The organism is Mycobacterium sp. M26, from assembly GCF_001494595.1.
Classification (GTDB): domain Bacteria; phylum Actinomycetota; class Actinomycetes; order Mycobacteriales; family Mycobacteriaceae; genus Mycobacterium.
Window position 1 is genome coordinate 499,116 of record NZ_LN929908.1, and the last position, 22,033, is coordinate 521,148.

The following is a 22,033-nucleotide window of genomic DNA, read 5'->3' on the forward strand; positions in this document are numbered from 1 at the left end:
GGGTGGCGAAGCTATGTAATTGCTGTGACGGGTGAGAAACTTGCTGGCTGCCGATTTCTTCGGTACCGCTTGCTAGACGGCAAACAGCCCCTTAGTATTCATCAGGATCTTCTAAGATTCGTATCAGCAAAGCATCGAGTTCGTCACAACCAGGGCGAACCCGCACCAGCAAGGGGAATCAGCAATGGCGTCACGAACTCGGCCAATCGTTATGACGGGAGTCGCGCTCGCCAGCGCCGCTGCCGTCGTCGCCGCTGTACCGGCGATCGTTCCTTCCAACGATGTCATGGTGGCATCGTCCTCACCCGCCCCGCTCGCGCTGTCGACCGCGAAGTACGAGCTCACCTCTATCACCGAGGTCACGCTGCAGGGCATCAACGACGCCTACTGGTTCGGCTGGGGCGGCTTCCTCGGGCCGGACTCGCCGTACTACCAGGCTGACAACGATATCTTCATCAGCGGTCTGTCGGGCGTCCTCTACTACGTCATCGACTGCGCCACCTCGGACACCTGCACCAGTGACGAGGGCAGCACCGGCCTGACCCTGGACAACTACTACTTCGAGGCCGGCGGCATCCCCGCGGTCATCGACGTGGCGGTCAACGAGGTCTTCGGTGAGGGTTCTGTTCCGGGCCTGCTCGCTGACACGATCTTCAAGTACGGCGTGACCAACGTGGTCAACTCGCTGATCTACTCGGCCGCCCAGGCGCTGCCGGAGATCAGCCTCGGCCCGATCACCATCGGCGGCGGCATCCTGGCCGGCCTGTACTTCTACGGCGCCACCCCGGACGGCAGCTTCGACTACGGCACCCCGGGCCTGTCCGCGGTGCTGAGCTACATCGTCACCTCGATCAGCGACGCCCTGCCGTCGGCCGCCGCCACCTCGGCTGCTGCCAAGTCGGCCGAGGTCAGCACGCTGGCGGCCACCACCACGGAGACCGCCACTACCGGTGACACCAAGTCGGAGGAGACGACCACCGAGGCCGCGACGGCCACGGAGGCCGCGCCGAAGGCGACCGGCGGCTTCAAGAAGGAGACCGAGGAGACCACCGCGGCTGCCGCGACGGCCACCGAGGCTGCGGCCACCGAGACCGAGGCTGCGACCGAGGAGACCTCGACCGAGACCGAGACCGCGACGGACACCTCGACCGACACCACGGAGGCCAGCACCGGCACCCTGCCGAAGGCGACCCCGACGGTGAAGGCTCCGAAGACCGCCAAGTCGGAGAACCCGCTGGCCAAGATCGGCCAGAAGATCTCCGATGCGCTCTCGGGCAAGAAGGCCGACAAGTCGGACTCCGGCTCGTCGAGCGATTCGGGCAGCGGCGGCTCAGGCGCTTCCGGCGGCAGCGCCAAGGGCTAACACCCGCAGACAACAACATCGGCCCCTTCCGAATGGAAGGGGCCGATGTTGTTGTCGGGGGCTAACCCGTCGAACCGGTCTTGCGGTTCTTGCGTTTGATCCCCACGCCACCCCACAGCGAGAAGCCGCGGATGGTGACCTTCGGGGCGCCGGGCGTGCCGCTCCCGTCGACGGTGTGGTCGAAGCCGCCCATCACGCCGACACCGTGGACTTCGACGTTGACCTCCGGCGGCAGCAGGATGGTCTGACCGCCCATGATCGAGTAGGCGTGGATCTCGACATCGGTCGAGGTGAAGTCGGCGTATCGCAGGTCGACCACTCCGCCGCCGAACAGCGTGAACGTGGTCATCCGGCCCGGGACGTTCCACCGGCCGCGACGTTCGAACCCGCTGAGGATGGCCAGCAGAAGAGTCGACGGGGCGGGACGGCTCGACCCGCGGCGCCGCGGCGCCTCCGGCGCACCGGGCAGATCGTCGGTCAGCCGCTCCAAGTCCTCATACGTGGTGGCCGCATACGCCGCGGACAGCCGGCGCTCGTACTCGCTGACATCGAGACGGCCTTGAGCGGCGGCTTCGCCGAGCAACTGTGCGACCTGGATGCGGTCGGCATCGGCGGCCCGCATCGATGCGTCCCGTGGTGTCAAGTTGCTCATCGCCTACGAGGGTACGACTCTGCCTCGCAACCGCAAGAGTGTTCGCTGATCTGTCACATGAGCGTTCTATTGCAGCCAGCGCGGTGGGCGCTTCTGCAGGAACGCCAGCATGCCTTCCTGGGCTTCCTCGGAGACGAACAACCGGGCCGATTCGGTTGCCAACCGGTCGGCGTCCCGATCGAATCCGGCCAGAACCGCCGCGGTGGTCAAGGCCTTTGACGCAGCCAGGCCCTGGGGCGACCCCTTGGCCAGATCGGCCACCAGACCGGCGACCGTCGCGTCCACATCATCGGCCGCCTCGGTGATGAGCCCGATCTCGGCGGCCTGCGCGGCGCTGAACGTCTCGCCGGTGAGGTAGTAGCGGGCCGCCGCCCGCGCCGACAGCTTCGGCAGCAGGGTCAGCGAGATGATCGCCGGGGCCACCCCGATCCGCGCCTCGGTCAGGGCGAACGTGCTGCGCGGTCCGGCGACGGCGAGGTCACACGCCCCGACCAGGCCCATGCCGCCGGCCCGCACGTGCCCGTTGATCGCGGCGACCACCGGCCGCGGCGAGGCGACGATCGCACGCAGTACCTCGGCCAGCTCGCGCGCCCGTGCCGCCGTCATCTCGAACGGGTCGCCGCCTGAGGCCTCGCTGAGATCGGCGCCCGCACAGAATGTTCCGCCGGTGTGGCCGAGCACCACCACCCGCACCGCGGGATCGTCTGCGGCCCTGCGTAATCCGTCGTGCAGTTGCTCGACGAGGCGGGTCGACAGGGCGTTGCGGTTGTGTGGCGAGTCCAGCGTCAGCCGGGCGACGTGCCCGTCCACCGCATAGGAGACCAGCGACTCCATGTCAGTACGACCGCGGCAGGCCCAGTGAAGTCTGCGCGACGAAGTTGAGGATCATTTCGCGGCTGACCGGGGCGATGCGCGAGAGCCGGGACGCGGTGAGCATCGCGGCGATGCCGTACTCCTGGCTCAATCCGTTGCCGCCGTGGGACTGCACGGCCTGATCGACGGCGCGGGTGGACGCCTCGCCCGCGGCGTACTTGGCCATGTTGGCCGCCTCGGCGGCACCGGCGTCGTCGCCCGCGTCGTACAGCGTCGCGGCCTTCTGCATCATCAGCTTGGCCAGTTCGAGCTCGATGTGGGACTGCGCCAACGGATGTGCGATGCCCTGGTGCGCGCCGATCGGGGTCTTCCACACCTGCCGGGTCTTGACGTAATCGGTGGCCTTGGTCAGCGCCAGCCGGCCCATCCCCACCGCGCTGGCCGCGCCCATGATGCGCTCCGGGTTCAGGCCCGCGAACAGCTGCGCGATCGCGGCGTCCTCGGATCCGACCAGCGCGTCGGCCGGCAGCCGCACCTCGTCGAGGAACACCTGGAACTGGCTCTCCGGCATGACCAGTTCCATCGGGATCTTGGTGTAGCTCAGACCGGGGGTGTCGGTCGGGACGACGAACAGCGCGGGGCGCAGATTGCCGGTCTTCGCCTCTTCCGTGCGGCCGACGACGAGCAGCGCCTGGGCCTGGTCGACTCCGGAGATCCACACCTTTTGGCCGGACAGGATCCAGTCGCTGCCGTCGCGACGGGCAGTGGTGGTGATTCGATGCGAGTTGGAGCCGGCGTCGGGTTCGGTGATGGCGAAGGCCATGGTGATCGAGCCGTCGGCGATACCGGGCACCCAGCGCTTCTTCTGCTCATCGGTGCCGAACTTGGCGATGATGGTGCCGTTGATGGCGGGGGAAACCACCATCATCAACAGCGGGCAGCCGGCGGCGGACAGCTCCTCCATCACCAGCGACAGCTCGTACATCCCGGCGCCCCCGCCGCCGTACTCCTCGGGCAGGTTCACCCCGATGAAGCCGAGTTGGCCTGCATCCCGCCATAATTCGTCGGTGTGGCCGCCGGCGCGGGCACGCTCCAGGTAGTAGTCGGGGCCGTAGTTGGCGCCCAGCGCGGCGACGGCCTTACGCAGTGCCTGGCGCTCTTCGCTTTCGATGAAGCTGGTGTCGGTCATGCTTCTCCTTCGTCGGCGGCCGGGCTTTCTACCCGGGCCAGAACAGTTCCCACGTCGACCTGCTGGCCGACGCTGACATCGAGTTGGGTGACCACGCCGTCGGACGGGGCGGTGATCGTGTGCTCCATCTTCATTGCCTCCAGCCATACCAGCGGCTGGCCGAGGGTCACGGTGTCGCCGAGGCTGGCGCCGAGCCGGATCACCGAACCGGGCATCGGGGCCAGCAGCGAGCCCTTCGCGACGACGGAGCCGGGCTCGGGGAAGCGGGGCACCGCCGTGAATGTGGCGCCACCCAGTGGGGAGTCGACGAACACGTCGGTGCCGTACCTGCTGACCGTGAATGGGGTTGCCACGCCGTGGGTATCGGCCAGCACGACCTCCTTCGGGGTGGCCGAGAGCACGCGCACCCCCTCGTCGTCCGGCAGCAGCACACCGTCGCGGGTGAAGCGGTAGGTGACCCGATGCTCGTCGCCGCCGGTATCGCGGTAGCTCTTGTGCTGGTCACCTGAGACCAGATTGCGCCACCCGGTGGGGATGTCGGCGAGTACCTGCGCGGTGGTGCGGTTGTGTGCGGCCTCGGCCAGGGCGGCGGCCACCGCCGACCACCGCACGGCACGCTGATCGGCCAGCGGGCTGGCCAGGTCATCCAGGCCGTGGGTGTCGAAGAACGCCGTATCGGTGGCACCGGCGAGAAAAGCCCTGTGCCGCAGTACGTTCACCAACAGGTCGCGATTCGTTCGCACCCCGTGCAGCTGGGTGCGGGCGAGCGCGCCGGCCAGGACCTGCGCCGCCCGGGCCCGGGTCGGGGCGTAGGAGATGACCTTGGCCAGCATGGGGTCGTAGTGGATGGACACGGTTGTGCCGTCCGCCACGCCGGAGTCCAGCCGGACCCCGGTGCCATGGATCCCGCCGAACCGGGTGGCCACACCGGGCACCTCGAAGCGGTGGATGGGGCCGGCCTGCGGCTGCCAGTTGCGGGCCGGGTCCTCGGCGTAGATCCGAGCTTCGATCGAATGCCCGCGGGCCGCAGGCGGTTCGGCGGGCAGCGGCTCACCGTCGGCGGTCAGCAGCTGTAACTCCACCAGGTCGGTTCCGGTGGTGAGCTCGGTGACCGGATGTTCCACCTGCAGCCGGGTGTTCATCTCCAGGAAGTAGAACTCGCCGTCATCGTCGGCCAGGAACTCGACGGTGCCCGCGCCGGTGTAGCCGATCGCGCCTGCCGCCAGCCGGGCCGCGTCGAAGAGCCGGTCCCGCATTCCCGGGATGCGCTCGACCAGGGGTGAGGGCGCCTCTTCGATGATCTTCTGGTGACGGCGCTGTATCGAGCACTCACGCTCGCCGACCGTCCACACGGTGCCGTGCCGGTCGGCCATCACCTGCACCTCGACGTGGTGGCCGGTGGGCAGGTAGCGCTCGCAGAACACCGTGGGATCACCGAAGGCGGACTGGGCTTCCCGCTGGGCCGCGGCGACCTGGCCGGGCAGATCGGCGAGCTGGGTGACCACCCGCATCCCGCGACCGCCGCCGCCGGCGGAGGCTTTGACCAGGACGGGCAGCTGGGCCTCGGTGACGGTGTCAGGATCGAGTTCGGCCAATACCGGTACGCCGGCGGCCGCCATCATCTTCTTGGCCTCGATCTTGGAGCCCATGGCCTGCACTGCCGCCACCGGCGGCCCGATCCAGGTCAACCCCGCCGCGATGACCGCAGCGGCGAATTCGGCGTTCTCCGAGAGGAATCCGTATCCCGGATGCACCGCGTCCGCACCCGATGCGGTGGCGGCGGCGATCAGCTGAGCCGGATCCAGGTAGCCCGACACGCCGTCGAGCCGCACCCGGGTGTCGGCCTCGGCGACGTGCGGGGACTGCGCATCGGGGTCGGTGTAGACCGCCACGGTGGCGATCCCGAGCCGACGACAGGTGGCGAACACCCGCCGGGCGATCTCGCCGCGGTTGGCCACCAGCACTCGTGTGATCATCGCTGATCTCTCACATCCGGAAGACGCCGAAGTTCGACGTCCCCTCGATCGGGCCATTGGCAATGGCGGACAGGCAGATTCCCAGCACGGTGCGGGTGTCCCGCGGATCGATGACCCCGTCGTCGTAGAGCCGGCCGGACAGGAACATGGGCAGCGACTCGGCCTCGATCTGGGCCTCGACGGCGGCCCGCAGTGCCGCATCGGCGTCCTCGTCGACCGTCCCGCCGCGTGCCTCGGTGGCGGCCCGGTTGACGATCGACAGCACACCGGCCAGCTGCGTGCCACCCATCACCGCCGACTTGGCGCTGGGCCAGGCGAACAGGAAGCGCGGGTCGTAGGCGCGCCCGCACATCCCGTAGTGGCCCGCTCCGTACGAGGCGCCGATCAGTAGCGAGATGTGCGGCACCGTCGAGTTGGACACGGCATTGATCATCATCGAGCCGTGCTTGACCATGCCGCCTTCCTCGTAGGCCTTGCCGACCATGTAGCCGGTGGTGTTGTGCAGGAACAACAGTGGCGTGTTGGACCGGTTCGCGAGCTGGATGAACTGGGTGGCCTTCTGGGATTCCTGGCTGAACAGCACGCCGCGGGCGTTGGCCAGGATGCCCAGCGGATAGCCGTGCAGGGTGGCCCATCCCGTGACGAGCGAGGACCCGTACATCGGTTTGAACTCGTCGAAATCGGAGCCGTCGACAATGCGCGCGATGATCTCCCGCGGGTCGAACGGGATGCGCAGGTCGGCCGACACGATGCCCAGCAGTTCGTCCGGGTCGGCCAGCGGTGCCACCACCGGTTTGGGCGCGGGGCCCTGTTTGACCCAGTTCAACCGCGCGACGATGCGCCGCCCGATGCGGATCGCGTCGAGTTCGTCGACGGCGAAGTAGTCGGCCAAACCCGAAACCCGGGCGTGCATTTCGGCTCCGCCCAGCGACTCGTCGTCGGACTCCTCACCGGTGGCCATCTTGACCAGGGGAGGACCGGCCAGGAACACCTTGGACCGTTCCTTGATCATCACCACGTGATCGGACATGCCCGGCACGTACGCCCCACCGGCGGTGGAGTTGCCGAATACCAGGGCGACGGTCGGGATACCGGCCGCCGACAGCCGGGTGAGATCGCGGAACATCCGGCCACCCGGGATGAAGATGTCCTTCTGGGTGGGCAGGTCGGCGCCGCCGGATTCGACCAGGCAGATCAGCGGCAGCCGATTCTCCAGTGCGATCTGATGGGTACGCAGGATCTTCTTCAAGGTCCACGGGTTGCTGGTGCCGCCCTTGACCGTCGGGTCGTTGGCCACCAGCGCGCACTCGACACCCTCGACCACTCCGATGCCGGTCACCACACTTCCGCCGACCTGAAAGTCGGTGCCGTAGGCGGCAAGTGGGCACAGCTCCAGGAACGGGGCGTCGGCGTCCACCAGAAGCTCGATTCGTTCGCGGGCGGTCAGCTTGCCGCGGTCGTGATGGCGTTGCACGTACTTGGGCCCGCCACCGCCGAGCGCCTTGGCCAGTTCGCCGTTGATCTCGGCGAGCTTGGCCGACATCACCTCGGCCGCCTCGGTGAACGCGGGTGCGGTCGGGTCGACGAGGCTGCGCAAGGCGGTCATGACTGGTATCCCAACGTCTTGGCGGCCAGGCCGGTGAGAATCTCGGTGGTGCCGCCGCCGATGCCGATGATCCGCATATCGCGGTATTGGCGTTCGACCTCGGATTCGGTCATGTACCCCATCCCCCCGAACAGCTGGACCGCCTGGTGGGCCACCCACTCGCCGGCCTCGACCGCGGTGTTCTTGGCGAAGCACACCTCGGCGATCAGGTTCGTCTCGCCCGCGAGTTGGCGTTCCACGACGTGGCGCGAGTACACCCGGGCCACGTCGATCCGGCGAGCCATCTCGGTCAGCGTGTTCTGCACCGCCTGTCGCGAGATCAATGGCCTGCCGAACGTCTCGCGGTCCCGGCACCACTGCACGGTCAGGTCCAGGCAGCGCTGAGCCGACGAATACGCTTGCGCGGCAAGCCCGATGCGCTCGGACACGAACGCTCCGGCGATCTGGATGAAGCCGGAGTTCTCGGGGCCGACCAGATTCTGCACCGGTACCCGCACATCGGTGTAGGACAACTCAGCGGTGTCAGAAGACCGCCAGCCCATCTTGTCCAGCTTGCGCGACACCTCGAAGCCGGGGCTGCCCTTCTCCACCACCAGCAGCGACACCCCGGCGGCGCCGGGGCCACCGGTGCGTACCGCGGTGACGACGAAATCGGCCCGCACCCCGGAGGTGATGTAGGTCTTGGCGCCGTTGACCACGTAATGGTCGCCGTCACGCACCGCGCTGGTACGCAGATGCCCGACATCCGAGCCGCCGCCCGGTTCGGTGATGGCCAGCGACCCGATCAGCTCACCGGCCAGCGTGGGCCGGACGAACTTCTCGATCAGGTACTCATCACCGGAGGCGGCCATATGGGGCACGGCGATCCCGCAGGTGAACAGCGAGGCGAAAACCCCACCGGGAACTCCGGATTGGTGCAGCTCCTCACAGACGATCACCGAGTCGACGGAGTCACCGCCGCCACCGCCGACTGCCTCCGGGAGTTCGGCGCCCAGCAGTCCGGTCTCGGCAGCGCGCCGGTGCAGATCGCGGGGGAGTTCGCCGGCACGCTCCCACTCGTCGGCGTGCGGCAGGATCTCGCGCTCGGCGAAGCTGCGCACCGTCTTGCGCAGCTGTTGGCGCTCTGGGGTAGTCCAGATGCTCACGGCAGAATCTCCTCCGGGATCTCGAGATGGCGGCTGCGCAGCCACTCGCCGAGACCCTTGGCCTGTGGGTCGAAGCGGGCGTTGTAGGCGACACCCTTGCCAAGGATGCCGTCGATCACGAAGTTCACCGCCCGCAGCTCTGGCAGCAGATGGCGGGTGATCGGTAAATCCTTTGTCTCAGGCAATAATTCACGCAGCGCGTCTTCGGTCAGGGCGTGTGCGAGCCAGCGCCACTGCGCCTCGGTGCGCACCCACACACCGATGTTGGCGGCGCCGCCCTTGTCGCCGCTGCGCGCCCCGGCGATCGTGCCGAGTGGAACCCGCCGGGTCGGACTTGGCGCCAGGGGTTCCGGCAGCGACGGTGCGGGCACCTCGGCGACCTCGAGGGTCTGCGCGGCCGCCGCAATGACGGTGCGGTGGCCGTCGGGGTGGAAGGCCACCTGCTCGACCTCACCGGCCGGGACGTATCCGGCGGTGAACACCCCGTACACCTGGCCGTCGCCGGGCGGCGCGGTGGAGGTGAAGCCCGGATAGCTGGCCAGCGCGAGTTCGACTGCGGCCGAAGAGAATCGGCGGCCGACCGTGTTCGGATCGGGGTCGCGTACCACGCAGGTCAACAGCGCGCTCGCGGTCTCCTCGGTGTCGGCGTCGGGATGGTCAGTGCGGGCCAGCGTCCACACCATCTCGGCCGGTGCCACGGTGAGCGCGGTCTCCAACTGGCCGCGCACCAGCGCGGCTTTGTCCTCGATGTCCAGGCCGGTGAGGATGAAGGTCACCGAGTTGCGGAATCCGCCGATGCTGTTGAGCGACACCTTCATCGACGGCGGTGGCGGCTCACCGCGCACCCCGCTGATACGCACCCGGTCGGGACCGTCGTCGCTCAGGCTGATGGTGTCGAAGCGGGCGGTCACGTCGGGATTGGCGTAGCGCGGCCCGCCGATCTCGTAGAGCAGCTGGGCGGTCACCGTGCCGATGCTGACCTGCCCACCGGTGCCGGGTTGCTTGGTGATCACCGAGGAACCGTCCTGGTACACCTCGGCCAGCGGGAAGCCGGGGTGCCCGAGGTCGGCAATCTCGGTGAAGAAGGCGTAGTTCCCGCCGGTGGCCTGGGTGCCGCACTCGATGACATGGCCGGCCACCACCGCACCGGCCAGCCGGTCGTAGTCGTCGCGTGCCCAGCCGAAGTGCGCCGCGGCGGGTCCGACCACCACCGAGGCGTCGGTGACCCGGCCGGTGATGACGATGTCGGCCCCGGCGTCGAGGCAGTCAGCGATGCCCCACCCGCCCAGATAGGCGTTGGCCGTCAGCGGCGTCCCCAAAGCGAGTTCCGCCGCCCGGGGCAGCAGGTCGTCACCTTCCACGTGGGCGACCGTGACCGGGATGCCGAGCCGGTCGGCCAGCGTGCGCACCGCGGTGGCCAGCCCGGCGGGGTTGAGGCCGCCGGCGTTGGCAACGATCCGGACCCCGCGGTCGTGCGCGAGGCCCAGGCACTGCTCGAGCTGGGTCAGGAAGGTCTTGGCGTAACCGCGGTCCGGGTTCTTCATCTTGTCCCGGCCCAGGATGAGCATGGTCAGCTCGGCCAGGTAGTCCCCGGTGAGGTAGTCGAGCTCGCCGCCGGTGAGCATCTCGTGCATGGCGGCGATGCGGTCACCGTAGAAACCGGAGCAATTGCCGATCCGTACCGCATCCACCACGCGCTGTCTCCCTTGACGGCCCAACCAACCGGTAGGTTACTTGCCGCCGCTGGCGGCCCGTCAAGGGGTGGCGGCGATCACAATCCGAGTTCGGCCCGCATATCGTCGATGGCCTTGCAGTAGGCCGCCCAGTCCTTCTGGTCGGCGGCGGCCTGGGTCTCGGTGAACAGCTTGTCGCGGGCGGCGGTGAGCTGGTCGACGGTGATCTTTCCGGCCTTCTGGGCATCGCCCATCTGGAGTTCGAAGTCCGAGAGCGCGGTCATGGCGTCCAGACCGCTGGCGGTACAGCCGGTGGCCGTCGCGCTGGCCGACGAGGTCTCCGAGGCTGCCGAGGACTCCGCGGCGGAGGAGGAGGCTGACGAGGAGGTCTCGGACTTGGTCCCGCCGCCACAGCCGACGAGGACCAGAGCCAACAGGGTTGCCGCTGCCAGGAGTTTCATGTTGTTTCCTTGTGATCGTCTGGGAACTTGCTGGAAACCCCCTGTGCGCGACATGGTAAATCGCAGGCGGGCCCTGGTATGGGCGGTTTCGCCGGGTTGCCGGCAACTCGTTTTGGACCCCACCCAGGTGAGCGGCTATCCTGAAACGCAACTGTTGGCCGCCGGCACCCATGTCCTTGCGCGGCGACACCCCTGATCAAGGAGATGTACGTCATGGCTGTGCCCAAGCGCAGAATGTCGCGCTCGAACACCCGCAGTCGGCGCTCGCAGTGGAAGACCGAAGCCACCGGCTTGGTCACCGTGTCGGTCGCAGGCCGTCAGCACAAGGTCCCGCGTCGGCTGCTCAAGGCAGCGCGCCTTGGCCTCATCGATCTCGACAAGCGCTGACACCGTTCGCCAGCAGCGAATTGCCTGCTAGCACGGCGTGCCTCTCAGCCCAATCTCAGTCGTTGGGTTGACACTGGTGGCCGTGCGAATTCTTGTCGTTGACGACGATCGTGCCGTGCGCGAATCGTTGCGCCGGTCCCTGTCCTTCAACGGTTACTCCGTGGATCTGGCCCAGGACGGGGTCGAGGCGCTCGACGCGATCGCCAACGAGCGCCCCGATGCCGTCGTCCTCGACGTGATGATGCCCCGCCTGGACGGCCTCGAGGTATGCCGCCAGCTGCGCAGCACGGGCGACGATCTGCCCATCCTGGTGCTGACAGCCCGCGACTCGGTGTCCGAGCGGGTGGCCGGCCTGGATGCCGGTGCCGACGATTACCTGCCCAAGCCGTTCGCGCTCGAAGAGCTGCTGGCCCGGATGCGGGCGCTGCTGCGTCGCACCACGCCGGAGGATCAGTCCGACACGGCGGTGATGACCTTCTCCGACCTGACGCTGGACCCGGTCACCCGCGAGGTGCACCGCGGCAAGCGCGCCATCAGCCTGACCCGCACGGAGTTCGCGCTGCTGGAGATGCTCATCGCCAACCCTCGCAGGGTGCTCACCCGCAGCCGTATCTTGGAAGAGGTGTGGGGTTTCGACTTCCCGACCTCGGGCAATGCGCTTGAGGTGTACGTCGGCTATCTGCGCCGAAAGACCGAAGCAGAAGGAGAACCGCGGCTGATCCACACCGTGCGAGGTGTGGGTTACGTGCTGCGTGAGACACCGCCCTGATGTCGCCGCTGTGGCGGCGCTCGCGGCAGGCGCGGGCGCCCGAAGAACCATCGACATCGCTGTCGCTGCGATGGCGGGTGATGTTGCTGGCCATGTCGATGGTGGCCATGGTCGTGGTCTTGATGGCAGTCGCGGTCTATGCGGTGGTCTCAGCCGCGCTCTACACCGATATCGACAACCAGTTGCAGAGCCGCGCCCAGCTGCTGATCGCCAGTGGTTCGCTGGCCGCCGACCCCGGCAAGGCCATCGAGGGCACCGCCTACTCTGACGTCAACGCGATGCTGGTGAATCCTGGCCGATCGATCTACACCGCCAATCAGCAGGGCCAGACGCTGCCGGTCGGGCAGCCGGAGAAGGCGGTCATCCGCGGTGAGCTGTTCATGTCCCGTCGCACAGTGTCCAACCAGCGGGTGCTCGCGGTCCACCTGCCCAACGGCAGCTCGCTGCTGATCTCCAAGAGCCTGGCACCCACCAACGCGGTGATGACCAAACTGAAATGGGTGCTGCTCGCTGTCGGCGGGATCGGTGTGGTGGTCGCCGCGATTGCCGGTGGCACGGTGGCGCGGACCGGCTTGCGACCCGTCGGGCGGCTGACCGAGGCCGCCGAGCGGGTGGCCCGTACCGACGACCTGCGTCCGATCCCGGTGTTCGGCAGCGACGAGCTGGCCCGGCTCACCGAAACGTTCAACACGATGCTGCGCGCGCTGGCCGAATCCCGGGAGCGTCAGGCCCGGCTGGTCGCCGACGCCGGCCACGAGCTCCGGACCCCACTGACCTCACTGCGTACCAACGTCGAGCTCCTGATCGCGTCCTCGACACCGGGCGCTCCGCAGCTGCCGGACAACGAGATGGCGGATCTGCGTACCGACGTCATTGCCCAGATCGAGGAATTGTCCACTCTGGTAGGCGATCTGGTGGATCTGACCCGCGACGATGCCGGCGGTGTGGTCCACGAGGCCATCGACATGAGCGAGGTCATCGACCGCAGCCTGGAGCGGGCACGCCGGCGCCGCAACGACGTCCAGTTCGACGTCGACGTGATCGGCTGGCAGGTCTTCGGCGATGTCGCCGGACTGTCCCGTGCCGTGCTCAACCTGCTCGACAACGCCGCCAAGTGGAGCCCGTCGGGCGGGCACGTCGGGGTGCGGCTGCGTCAGGTCGACGCCGCGCATGCTGAACTCGTCGTCTCCGATCAGGGCCCCGGAATCCCGCCCCAGGAGCGGGGTCTGGTGTTCGAGCGGTTCTACCGCTCGGCCTCGGCACGGGCGATGCCCGGTTCGGGCCTCGGGCTGGCGATCGTGAAACAAGTCGTGGTCAAGCACGGCGGCATGATCCGGATCGCCGACACCGTCCCCGGCGGGCAGCCGCCGGGGACATCGTTCTTCGTGTTGCTGCCGGGCCGGCCGATCGCGGTGTCGGCGTACCCGGGTTCTGCTGAGAGCGAAATCACTTCCCAGATTCCGAAATCAAACGGGGACTTGGGCTTATCCGCCGAAAAACCCTCGGCCGTGCCGAGTGTTATCTCAGTCGATTCTCAGTAGTACAAGGCAAGCTGAGATCAACGTTTAGTGCGTCTCGTGAAGAGAAAGAGCGACCTGACACCATGACCGACCACCAGAGGTACACGCCGCAGCAGCAGCCCGGCCACACGACGCCGAATCCGCATGCGGCCCCTGGGTATTCCCAGACACCCCAGGCCGGTTATCAGCAGCCCTACGACTGGCGCTATGCAACCCAGCAGCAGCCACAGTACCGCCAGCCCTACGACCCGTATGCCGCTGCGCGCCAAGGTAATCCGGCTGGCGGTCCGGTGCTGCCGCCGCCGCTGCCGCGGCAGAAGTCGCGGGCGGGCGCACTGACGGCGGGTGCCCTGGCCATCGCCGTGGTGTCCGCCGGCATCGGCGGCGCGGTGGTGTTGCTGGCCCATCCGGACCACCAGCCCGTCACCAGCATCACCAGCGCGGGTCCCGGCGGCCCGGCCAACGTGCCCGCGGCCAATCTGCCCGCCGGGTCCGTCGAGCAGGTCGCGGCCAAGGTGGTGCCCAGCGTGGTCAAGCTGGAGACCGAATTCGGCCGCCAGTCCGAGGAGGGCTCGGGGATCATCCTGTCCTCCGACGGTCTGATCCTGACCAACAACCACGTCGTGGCCGCCGCAGCGGACAAGGGCCAGGGCGGCGCACCCGCGGCACCCCCGATCATCCCGGGCCTGCCCGGCGCCCCGGGGGCTCCCGGCGAGCCCGGTCTGCCCGGTGGACCGGGTGGGCCCGGCGGACCGGGCGGACCCGGTGGTCCCGGCGGTGCTGCCTCCGGCGGGGCCCCGACCACCACCGTCACGTTCGCCGACGGGCGCACCGCCCCGTTCACCGTGGTGGGCACCGATCCCGCCAGTGACATCGCCGTCGTGCGGGTCCAGGGCGTCTCCGGCCTGACTCCGATCACCCTGGGCTCCTCGGCCAATCTGCGGGTCGGCCAGGACGTGGTGGCCGTCGGGTCGCCGCTGGGCCTGGAAGGCACCGTCACCACGGGTATCGTGAGCGCGCTCAACCGCCCGGTGGCCACCGGTGGAGACGTCCGCAACCAGAACACGGTGCTCGATGCCATCCAGACGGACGCCGCGATCAACCCGGGTAACTCCGGTGGCGCGCTGGTGAACATGGCCGGCGAACTCGTGGGTGTGAACTCCGCGATCGCCACCATCGGCGGTGACTCGCCAGATGCCCAGAGCGGGTCGATCGGGCTCGGCTTCGCCATTCCGGTGGACCAGGCCAAGCGCATTGCCGATGAATTGATCAGCACCGGTAAGGCCTCCCACGCCTCGCTGGGGGTTCAGGTCAGCAACGACGCCACGACGCACGGAGCCAAGATCGTCGACGTCACCAAGGGTGGTGCGGCCGATACCGCCGGGCTGCCCAGCGGGGTGGTCGTCACCAAGGTCGACGACCGTGTCATCGGCAGCGCCGACGCACTGGTGGCCGCTGTGCGGTCGCGGGCGCCCGGCGACAAGGTGACGCTGACCTACACCGCGCCCTCGGGCGGGGACAAGACCGTGCAGGTCACCCTCGGCAAGGCGACACAGTGATTCGCGTCGTGGGTGAAATTCCGGTGACGCTGACCGATGCGGCTGCCGCGATGTCGGCCGCCGGATATACGGTGAGTTCCATGGAACAGCCAGGGGAGCTGGTGGGCCGTGCCCTCGTCGTCGTGGTCGACGACCGCACCGCGCACGGCGACGAGGAGGACCACAGCGGACCGTTGGTCACCGAGCTGCTCGCTGAGGCGGGTTTCGTGGTGGACGGCGTCGTGGTGGTCGCGGCCGATGAGGTCGAGATCCGCAATGCGCTGAACACCGCAGTCATCGGCGGTGTGGACCTCGTCGTCTCGGTCGGCGGCACCGGGGTGACTCCCCGGGACGTCACGCCGGAGGCCACCCGCACGATCCTGGACCGTGAACTGCTCGGCATCGCCGAGGCGCTGCGTGCCTCGGGCCTGTCCGCGGGGATCACCGACGCGGGCCTGTCCCGTGGCCTGGCCGGCATCTCCGGCAGCACCCTGGTGGTGAACATCGCCGGGTCGCGGTATGCCGTGCGAGACGGCATGGCGACGCTCAACCCGCTGGCCGCTCACGTCATCGGCCAACTGTCCAGCTTGGAGATCTGACCCGCTTTCCGGTCATTCCGCGGTCGCCGCACGTTCGGCGTACCGTTTCTTAAGGTTGTTCCAATCCGCTGGGAGCTCTTGTGTTACAGGTCTGTGAACTGCGCAAATGGGCCGATTGTGATCTTTATCACAATTTTGGGGGCATGTGATGGACGACAAGCGTCTCGACCGCAACACAGTTAACAAGATCTTCGGTACCGAACTTCCTCAGGAGTCTTCCGACGAACGGGATCCGAACGATCGGCGCGAAGACTCGAACCGTGATGAGTGGCTGCGGGATAACGTTCCGCCGCACCATCATTGATGTCTTGTTGGTGGTGACGCGCGACCTGATCGCGGCCTGTGAGTCGGGTGGCTACACCCCGCGCTCGCCGGACCGGCATACCGGCGACGTCAGCGGGTGAGTGGTGCTGCGGATTCCGACAGCCCCCTCGGCAGGGTCCAGCAAACTTTGTCCTGCGCGGTGAGCTTTGGCGCACCCTGCTCCCATGCGTTGCCGCCTCGATGCCGTGCCGTTATGTTCCTCGTGTCAACGATGAGCAAAGCGTAAGAGCAGAGTGTGAGGACTCTCATTTGATCTGCTCCACGCAGTGTCCGGTGTCAGCATGTTGGGACCCCGAGCACGGAACACACATTCGGTGATCCTTCTCCGGGGTCATCGACGACAGAGCTAGGGAGAACATGAAGGTAATCGGTCGGGTACTGGTGGCCCTCGTCGCCGCCGTCGCGGCGATGTTCGTCGGGACAGGTACCTCTCACGCAGGTTTGGACAATCAGCTGAGTCTGGTGGACGGCGGTGGCCGGACCCTGACGATTCAGCAGTGGGACACCTTCCTGGACGGCGTGTTCCCCCTGGACCGCAACCGGCTGACCCGTGAGTGGTTCCACTCCGGCAAGGCTGTCTACAGCGTCGTGGGCCCCGGTGCCGACGAGTTCGCGGGCACCTTGGAGCTGGGCTACCAGGTCGGCTTCCCGTGGTCGCTGGGCGTGGGTATCAACTTCAGCTACACCACCCCGAACATCCTGCTCGATGACGCCGACATCTCCCCGACGGGTTTCAACCCGCTGGGCTCGGTCATCACCCCGAACCTGTTCCCGGGTGTGTCGATCAGCGCTGACCTGGGCAACGGCCCCGGTATCCAGGAAGTCGCCACCTTCTCGGTGGACGTCGAAGGCCCCAACGGCTCGGTGGCCGTGGCCAACGCCCACGGCACCGTGACCGGTGCGGCCGGCGGTGTGCTGCTGCGTCCGTTCGCCCGCCTGATCTCCAAGGCCGGTGACAGCGTCACCACCTACGGCGAACCCTGGAACATGAACTGACTCCCTGAGCACGTCAACACAATGGCCCCCGGCGCGAGCCGGGGGCCATTGTGTTGTTTTACGACGGGTCAGTCGCGGTCGGCGCTGGTGTGCTTGGCGGTGTCCGGGCTCGGGCCGGTGCCGGGGCCGGTGACCTTCTTGGTGGCGCCGTTGGCGTCGGCGAGCAGATCGCGGATCTCGGTCAGCAGGCTCAGCTCGGTGTCATCGGCCTGCTCGACCTCGCCCTTCTTGCGCAGCCGGTTGTAGGGCACCACGACGAGGAAGTACACGACGGCCGCGACCAGGATGAAGTTGATGAACGCCGACAGCACCACGTTGAGGTCGATGGTCTGGCCCCCGCCGATGTCGATCTGCAGGATGCCGTACTCGGTGTTCTTGTCCGCCCCGATGCGATTGATCAGCGGCTGCAGGATGCTGTCGGTGAACTTGGTGACCAGCGCGGTGAACGCGGTACCGATGACCACCGCGACCGACAGGTCCACGATGTTGCCGCGGGAGAGAAACTCCTTGAAGCCCTTCAACACGAGCGTTGCCCTTTCTGGTGGCGAGATTTCGCAGAGACCTCGAAGGGTAGTACCTGTTAGCTTGGCCGGAGCAGACCAAGAGTCGAGTTCAGCGGAAGGTTTTCCATGCGCAGATGGTCCCGTCAGGCCGGGCTGATCGTGGGTTCGGCCGCCGTCGTGCTCGGGCTCGCTGGCGCCGCACAGGCGGCTCCCACCCCCACGCCGGCGCCGGGACCGCCCGCCACGTCCAGTACCGATGAGCTCACCGACATGGTGATGGGGGCGATCGCCCACCCGGCCGCACCGACCACCACCCCGGTACCCGCGCCGCCAAGCTGACCTAATGGATCGTCAGCGTGACGGTCTGTATCAGCGTCGCACCGGCCAGTGCGGTCGCCGCTGAAGCCGGCAGCGCCACCAGTACCACCCGGTCGTCTCCGGCCCCCACCCCCTTCGGCCTGGGCGACACCAGCACCACGATGGCCCCCGCGGCGACCACCCGGGGCTCGGAATCCGGCTCGGCTGAGACGGCACCGAGCACGTCGACCACATCGCCGGGGCGGATGAGATCCAGCACCGCGGCGTCGGCCAGGTGCAGGGGAACCACCCGGGCGTCGGGCCCGGCCGTCAGTCCGGCCAGCCGGGAGCCCAGCACCCGCACGTCGGTGAGAATCTCGCCCCGGCGCGCCGGCCCGGCCAGCGTCGCCCCGACCACGTCGGCGGCATCATGTTGTGTCCCATCGGGAAGTGTTGCTGCAGAACGGCTTTCGATCTTGACGTCGTCGGCGGTCAGGGCTATCCCGGGGCTGAGGTCATGGGCGGCGACGACGACGTCGGTACGGGCGTCGCCGGGGTCGGGCCGCAGTGCCGCTACGGCAGCCAGCACCACCAACACCGCCGCGGCGATGCGCCGTGCCAGTACGGTGCGGGTGAAGTCGGGTCGCAGAGTGCGCGAAAGACGGTTCAGCAGCGTGGGATTGAGCGATTCGCCCATGCGGCCACGCTAGGCGGCCGATGCTGCGTTCGGTGTCGGCCGGACGTTCGGCCTGTGGATAACTAGCTGGAGGCGGCGGCGGCCGGGGCCGACGAACTGGAGCTGGAACTCGAGGACGAGCTCGACGAGTCACTGCTGCTCGAGGACTTCTCCGAGCTCGACGACGACGAGGACGACTCGGACTTGCCCGAGCTCTTCGAGGAGGAGTCGCGGCTGTCGGTGCGGTAGAAGCCGCTGCCCTTGAAGACCACGCCAACGGAGTTGAACAGCTTGCGCAGCCGGCCGGAGCACTGCGGGCAGGTGGTCAGCGCATCGTCCGTGAAGGCCTGCACAGCATCGAAGCGGTTGTCGCACTCGGTGCACGCATAGCTGTAGGTCGGCACATGAACCTCCGGAAAGTAACCAAAGCTTATTAGCACTCTACCGTGCCAAGTGCTAGAACCGCTATGTGGTGGGTATCATTCCCGTCTCGCCACGAACGGGGGAGCGGACGTGGTGAAATGCCACGAAAGCGGTTCAGGGGGGAGCCTGCCGGTGCATCGTATGTGCGTGGAGTCAGGACCTGTCGAGGGTGACCAGACCGCGCTGCGGAGTCAGCGCGTGCGTCATCCGCACGTCGTGGCGTTCGTGGGGCAGTTCGGCCACCAACTCCTCGTCGCGCACCACCGCCACCACGAGCGCGTCCGGCCTGCGCAGCGGCAGCGAACGGTCGTAGTACCCGCCGCCCCGGCCCAGCCGCACCCCGCGGCGATCCACCGCCAGCGCGGGCACCAGGACCACCCGAGCCTCGGCGATCGCGGTGGCCGCCAAACTCGTGCCGGCCGGCTCCAGCAGGCCGAAGCGCCCGGCCACCAAGGCTCCGGGCTGGTACTCGCCCCACAGCAGGGCGTCCGGGTCGCCTGGGCGGGTCACCGGGAGCAGGACGCGCGCACCGAGGTCGCGCAGCCGGTCCACCAGGTCCACCGACCCGGGCTCGGCGCCCACCGGAACGTACGCGCACACCGTGTCACCGGGACCGGCGACGGCGGCGAGGTGCTCGCACAAGGCCGCCGCCTCCGCCTCGCGGACCGCGGGGGCAACGGCGCGGCGCGCGGCCAACAAGGCGGCCCTGTGTTCAGCTTTCGTTCCGGCGAGCACGACGTCCACCATGTCAGCGGGCGCATCGATTGCGCCATAGGGAAGGACCAGCAAGTGCGGATAGGGTGTGAACGATGACGACGCCGCCAGAGATCCCGATTCCGCGCACGGCCATCGTGCCTGCGGCGGGTTTGGGGACGCGGTTTTTGCCGGCGACCAAGACGGTGCCCAAGGAGTTGTTGCCGGTGGTCGACACCCCCGGTATCGAGTTGGTGGCCGAGGAGGCTGCTGAGGCCGGTGCCGAGCGGCTGGTGATCGTGACCTCCGAGGGTAAGGACGGGGTGGTCGCGCACTTCGTCGAGGACCTGGTGCTGGAGGGCACCCTGGAGGCCCGCGGTAAGAAGGCGATGCTGGAGAAGGTGCGCCGGGCGCCGGCTCTGATCAAGGTCGAGTCGGTGATCCAGCACGAACCGCTGGGGCTGGGACACGCGGTCTCCTGTGTGGAGCCGGTGCTTTCGGCTGATGAGGACGCGGTGTCGGTGTTGTTGCCCGATGATCTGGTGTTGCCGACCGGGGTGCTCGAGACGATGGCCAAGGTGCGGGCCAAGCGGGGTGGCACGGTGTTGTGTGCGATCGAGGTCTCCCCGGCCGAGGTCAGCTCCTATGGCGTCTTCGATGTGGAGAAGGTGCCCGACGCGGCGAATCCGAATGTGTTGCGGGTCAAGGGGATGGTGGAGAAGCCCAAGGCCGAGGATGCGCCGTCGTTGTTCGCCGCGGCCGGGCGGTATCTGCTGGATCGGGCGATTTTCGATGCGTTGCGGCGTGGAGAAGCCCAAGGCCGAGGATGCGCCGTCGTTGTTCGCCGCGGCCGGGCGGTATCTGCTGGATCGGGCGATTTTCGATGCGTTGCGGCGGGTGCCGCGTGGGGTGGGCGGGGAGATTCAGCTCACCGATGCCATCGAGTTGTTGATCAAAGAAGGCCATCCCGTGCACGTGGTGGTCCATCGCGGGTCTCGACACGACTTGGGAAATCCCGGCGGCTACCTCAAGGCTGCGGTTGACTTTGCGTTGGATCGTGACGACTATGGCCCGGACTTGCGGCGATGGTTGGTCGCGCGACTGGGCCTGACCGAAAAGACCGAACAGTAGGAGCTGCGGCGGGCCCGCGCGACCGGGGCTCGAGGCAGAAAGGCGCGCTGTGCGTTCGGTAGAAGAACAGCAGGCCAAAGTGGCAGCTGCCGCGGTGGCGCCGCGCCCGGTTCGGGTCGCCATCGCCGAGGCGCAGGGTTTGATGTGCGCCGAGGAAGTCATCACCGAACATCCGCTGCCGGGCTTCGACCAGGCCGCCATCGACGGCTACGCCGTGCGCAGTGTGGACGTGCTGGCCGTCGGTGATGACGACGAGCAGGGCGGGGAGATCAGCCTTCCCGTCATGGGTGTCATCGAGGCGGGCACCCGCACCCCGAGCCGGTTGCAGCCCAAGCAGGCCGCGCGGGTCCAGACCGGCGCACCGATGCCCACGCTGGCCGACGCGGTGCTGCCGCTGCGCTGGACCGACGGCGGTCAGACCCGGGTCCGGGTGCTGCGCGGTGTCCGGTCGGGCGCTTACGTCCGGCACACCGGTGACGACGTGCAGCCCGGCGATGTCGCGGTGCGGGCCGGCGCGATCATCGGCGCGGCCCAGGTCGGGCTGCTGGCCGCGGTCGGCCGCGAACGGGTGCTGGTGCATCCGCGGCCGCGCGTCACGATCATGAGTGTCGGCGGCGAACTTGTCGACATCAGCCGGACGCCGGGCAATGGCCAGGTCTACGACGTCAACTCCTACGCGCTGGCCGCGGCCGCCCGCGACGCCGGTGCCGAGGTGAATCGGATCGGCATCGTCACCACCGAACCCAAGGAACTGCGCGAGGTGGTGGAGGGTCAGCTGAGCCGCGCTGAGGTGGTGGTCATCGCCGGTGCGGTCGGCGGTGCGGCAGCCGAGGGTGTCCGCACGGTGCTGTCCCAGCTCGGCGAGATGGAAGTCAGCCGCATCGCGATGCACCCCGGCTCGGTGCAGGGGTTCGGGCAGCTGGGCCGCGACGCCGTGCCGACCTTCCTGCTGCCGGCCAATCCGGTCAGTGCTCTGGTGGTGTTCGAGGTGATGGTGCGACCGCTGATCCGGTTGTCGCTGGGCAAGCGGCAGCCGATGCGGCGTGTCGTGCAGGCGCGCGCGTTGTCGCCGATCACCTCGGTGGCCGGGCGCAAGGGCTTCCTGCGCGGGCAGCTGATGCGCGATCAGGACACCGGCGACTATCTGGTGCAGGCCCTCGGTGGGGCGCCCGGTGCCTCCAGTCATCTACTGGCCACCCTGGCCGAGGCCAATTGCCTGGTGGTGGTTCCCACCGAGGTGGAGCAGGTGCGGACCGGCGAACTCGTCGACGTCGCCTTCCTGGCTCAGCGCGGCTGAGC

22 protein-coding genes and 1 pseudogene are annotated in these 22,033 nt (G+C 68.1%); 11 read left to right on the forward strand and 12 right to left on the reverse strand.

Features of this window, described 5'->3' with window-relative positions; genetic code table 11:
* Positions 1–211 precede the first annotated feature (211 nt).
* Complete coding sequence (locus BN3385_RS11875) at positions 212–1,363, forward strand: hypothetical protein (protein ID WP_059016973.1); 1,152 nt, start codon at positions 212–214, stop codon at positions 1,361–1,363.
* A gap of 61 nt (positions 1,364–1,424) precedes the next feature.
* Here the strand turns inward: BN3385_RS11875 and BN3385_RS11880 are convergent, their stop codons facing one another.
* From BN3385_RS11880 to BN3385_RS11915, 8 genes are all read right to left on the reverse strand, one after another.
* A complete protein-coding gene (locus BN3385_RS11880) occupies positions 1,425–2,015 on the reverse strand; it encodes a DUF1707 SHOCT-like domain-containing protein (protein ID WP_059016974.1) in 591 nt (196 codons plus the stop codon).
* A 66-nt stretch (positions 2,016–2,081) separates the two neighbouring features.
* Positions 2,082–2,849 carry an enoyl-CoA hydratase family protein gene (locus tag BN3385_RS11885; RefSeq protein ID WP_059016975.1) on the reverse strand — a complete coding sequence of 256 codons (768 nt, stop codon included), beginning with the start codon at positions 2,847–2,849 and terminating at the stop codon, positions 2,082–2,084.
* Between the two features lies 1 nt (position 2,850).
* Complete coding sequence (locus BN3385_RS11890) at positions 2,851–4,017, reverse strand: acyl-CoA dehydrogenase family protein (RefSeq protein ID WP_059016976.1); 1,167 nt, start codon at positions 4,015–4,017, stop codon at positions 2,851–2,853.
* Positions 4,014–5,993, reverse strand: coding sequence for an ATP-binding protein (locus BN3385_RS11895; RefSeq protein ID WP_059016977.1), 1,980 nt, complete (start codon positions 5,991–5,993; stop codon positions 4,014–4,016). Before BN3385_RS11895 ends, BN3385_RS11890 begins: the two co-directional genes overlap by 4 nt.
* A gap of 10 nt (positions 5,994–6,003) precedes the next feature.
* Positions 6,004–7,599: an acyl-CoA carboxylase subunit beta gene (locus tag BN3385_RS11900; RefSeq protein WP_059016978.1), complete on the reverse strand. Its 1,596-nt coding sequence runs from the start codon at positions 7,597–7,599 to the stop codon at positions 6,004–6,006.
* Positions 7,596–8,744 (reverse strand): acyl-CoA dehydrogenase family protein, encoded by a 1,149-nt coding sequence (locus tag BN3385_RS11905; protein ID WP_059016979.1) that lies wholly within the window; start codon positions 8,742–8,744, stop codon positions 7,596–7,598. Before BN3385_RS11905 ends, BN3385_RS11900 begins: the two co-directional genes overlap by 4 nt.
* Positions 8,741–10,438, reverse strand: coding sequence for an acyclic terpene utilization AtuA family protein (locus BN3385_RS11910; protein ID WP_059016980.1), 1,698 nt, complete (start codon positions 10,436–10,438; stop codon positions 8,741–8,743). Before BN3385_RS11910 ends, BN3385_RS11905 begins: the two co-directional genes overlap by 4 nt.
* 77 nt (positions 10,439–10,515) lie before the next feature.
* Positions 10,516–10,878, reverse strand: coding sequence for a hypothetical protein (locus BN3385_RS11915; RefSeq protein WP_059016981.1), 363 nt, complete (start codon positions 10,876–10,878; stop codon positions 10,516–10,518).
* Positions 10,879–11,091: 213 nt separating this feature from the next.
* On the opposite strand from BN3385_RS11915, the gene rpmF reads away from it, so the two are divergent.
* The 7 genes from rpmF (at position 11,092) to mspA (ending at position 17,011) form a co-directional block, all read left to right on the forward strand.
* Complete coding sequence (rpmF, locus tag BN3385_RS11920; RefSeq protein WP_059021838.1) at positions 11,092–11,265, forward strand: 50S ribosomal protein L32; 174 nt, start codon at positions 11,092–11,094, stop codon at positions 11,263–11,265.
* Positions 11,266–11,347: 82 nt separating this feature from the next.
* Complete coding sequence (locus BN3385_RS11925; protein WP_059021840.1) at positions 11,348–12,034, forward strand: response regulator transcription factor; 687 nt, start codon at positions 11,348–11,350, stop codon at positions 12,032–12,034.
* Entirely contained in the window at positions 12,034–13,575 is a 1,542-nt protein-coding gene (locus BN3385_RS11930; protein WP_059016982.1) for a HAMP domain-containing sensor histidine kinase, read from the forward strand. Before BN3385_RS11925 ends, BN3385_RS11930 begins: the two co-directional genes overlap by 1 nt.
* 62 nt (positions 13,576–13,637) lie before the next feature.
* On the forward strand, positions 13,638–15,113 hold the full coding sequence (locus BN3385_RS11935; RefSeq protein ID WP_059016983.1) for a S1C family serine protease: 1,476 nt from the start codon (positions 13,638–13,640) through the stop codon (positions 15,111–15,113).
* Between the two features lie 50 nt (positions 15,114–15,163).
* The gene (locus BN3385_RS11940; RefSeq protein WP_059021842.1) at positions 15,164–15,691 is read left to right on the forward strand and encodes a MogA/MoaB family molybdenum cofactor biosynthesis protein; all 528 of its coding nucleotides are present in this window, start codon (positions 15,164–15,166) and stop codon (positions 15,689–15,691) included.
* Positions 15,692–15,839: 148 nt separating this feature from the next.
* Positions 15,840–15,995, forward strand: coding sequence for a hypothetical protein (locus BN3385_RS28590; protein WP_197415197.1), 156 nt, complete (start codon positions 15,840–15,842; stop codon positions 15,993–15,995).
* A 377-nt stretch (positions 15,996–16,372) separates the two neighbouring features.
* Positions 16,373–17,011, forward strand: a complete 639-nt coding sequence (mspA, locus tag BN3385_RS11945; protein ID WP_059016984.1) for a porin MspA — start codon at positions 16,373–16,375, stop codon at positions 17,009–17,011.
* A gap of 68 nt (positions 17,012–17,079) precedes the next feature.
* Here the strand turns inward: mspA and mscL are convergent, their stop codons facing one another.
* Positions 17,080–17,535, reverse strand: coding sequence for a large-conductance mechanosensitive channel protein MscL (gene mscL, locus BN3385_RS11950; protein ID WP_059016985.1), 456 nt, complete (start codon positions 17,533–17,535; stop codon positions 17,080–17,082).
* Between the two features lie 105 nt (positions 17,536–17,640).
* Between mscL and BN3385_RS27600 the strand changes: the two genes are divergently transcribed.
* Complete coding sequence (locus BN3385_RS27600) at positions 17,641–17,853, forward strand: hypothetical protein (protein ID WP_082690434.1); 213 nt, start codon at positions 17,641–17,643, stop codon at positions 17,851–17,853.
* A 1-nt stretch (position 17,854) separates the two neighbouring features.
* Here BN3385_RS27600 and BN3385_RS11955 read toward each other — a convergent pair whose 3' ends face one another.
* From BN3385_RS11955 to BN3385_RS11965, 3 genes are all read right to left on the reverse strand, one after another.
* Positions 17,855–18,508 carry an SAF domain-containing protein gene (locus tag BN3385_RS11955; RefSeq protein WP_059016986.1) on the reverse strand — a complete coding sequence of 218 codons (654 nt, stop codon included), beginning with the start codon at positions 18,506–18,508 and terminating at the stop codon, positions 17,855–17,857.
* A 62-nt stretch (positions 18,509–18,570) separates the two neighbouring features.
* A complete protein-coding gene (locus BN3385_RS11960; protein ID WP_059016987.1) occupies positions 18,571–18,891 on the reverse strand; it encodes an FmdB family zinc ribbon protein in 321 nt (106 codons plus the stop codon).
* A gap of 172 nt (positions 18,892–19,063) precedes the next feature.
* Positions 19,064–19,657 carry a 5-formyltetrahydrofolate cyclo-ligase gene (locus tag BN3385_RS11965; protein ID WP_197415291.1) on the reverse strand — a complete coding sequence of 198 codons (594 nt, stop codon included), beginning with the start codon at positions 19,655–19,657 and terminating at the stop codon, positions 19,064–19,066.
* Positions 19,658–19,719: 62 nt separating this feature from the next.
* On the opposite strand from BN3385_RS11965, the pseudogene BN3385_RS11970 reads away from it, so the two are divergent.
* Both BN3385_RS11970 and glp read left to right on the forward strand, forming a co-directional pair.
* A pseudogene (locus BN3385_RS11970) lies at positions 19,720–20,734 on the forward strand (UTP--glucose-1-phosphate uridylyltransferase).
* A 49-nt stretch (positions 20,735–20,783) separates the two neighbouring features.
* Entirely contained in the window at positions 20,784–22,031 is a 1,248-nt protein-coding gene (gene glp, locus BN3385_RS11975; RefSeq protein ID WP_059016988.1) for a molybdotransferase-like divisome protein Glp, read from the forward strand.
* The last annotated feature ends 2 nt before the right edge of the window (positions 22,032–22,033 follow it).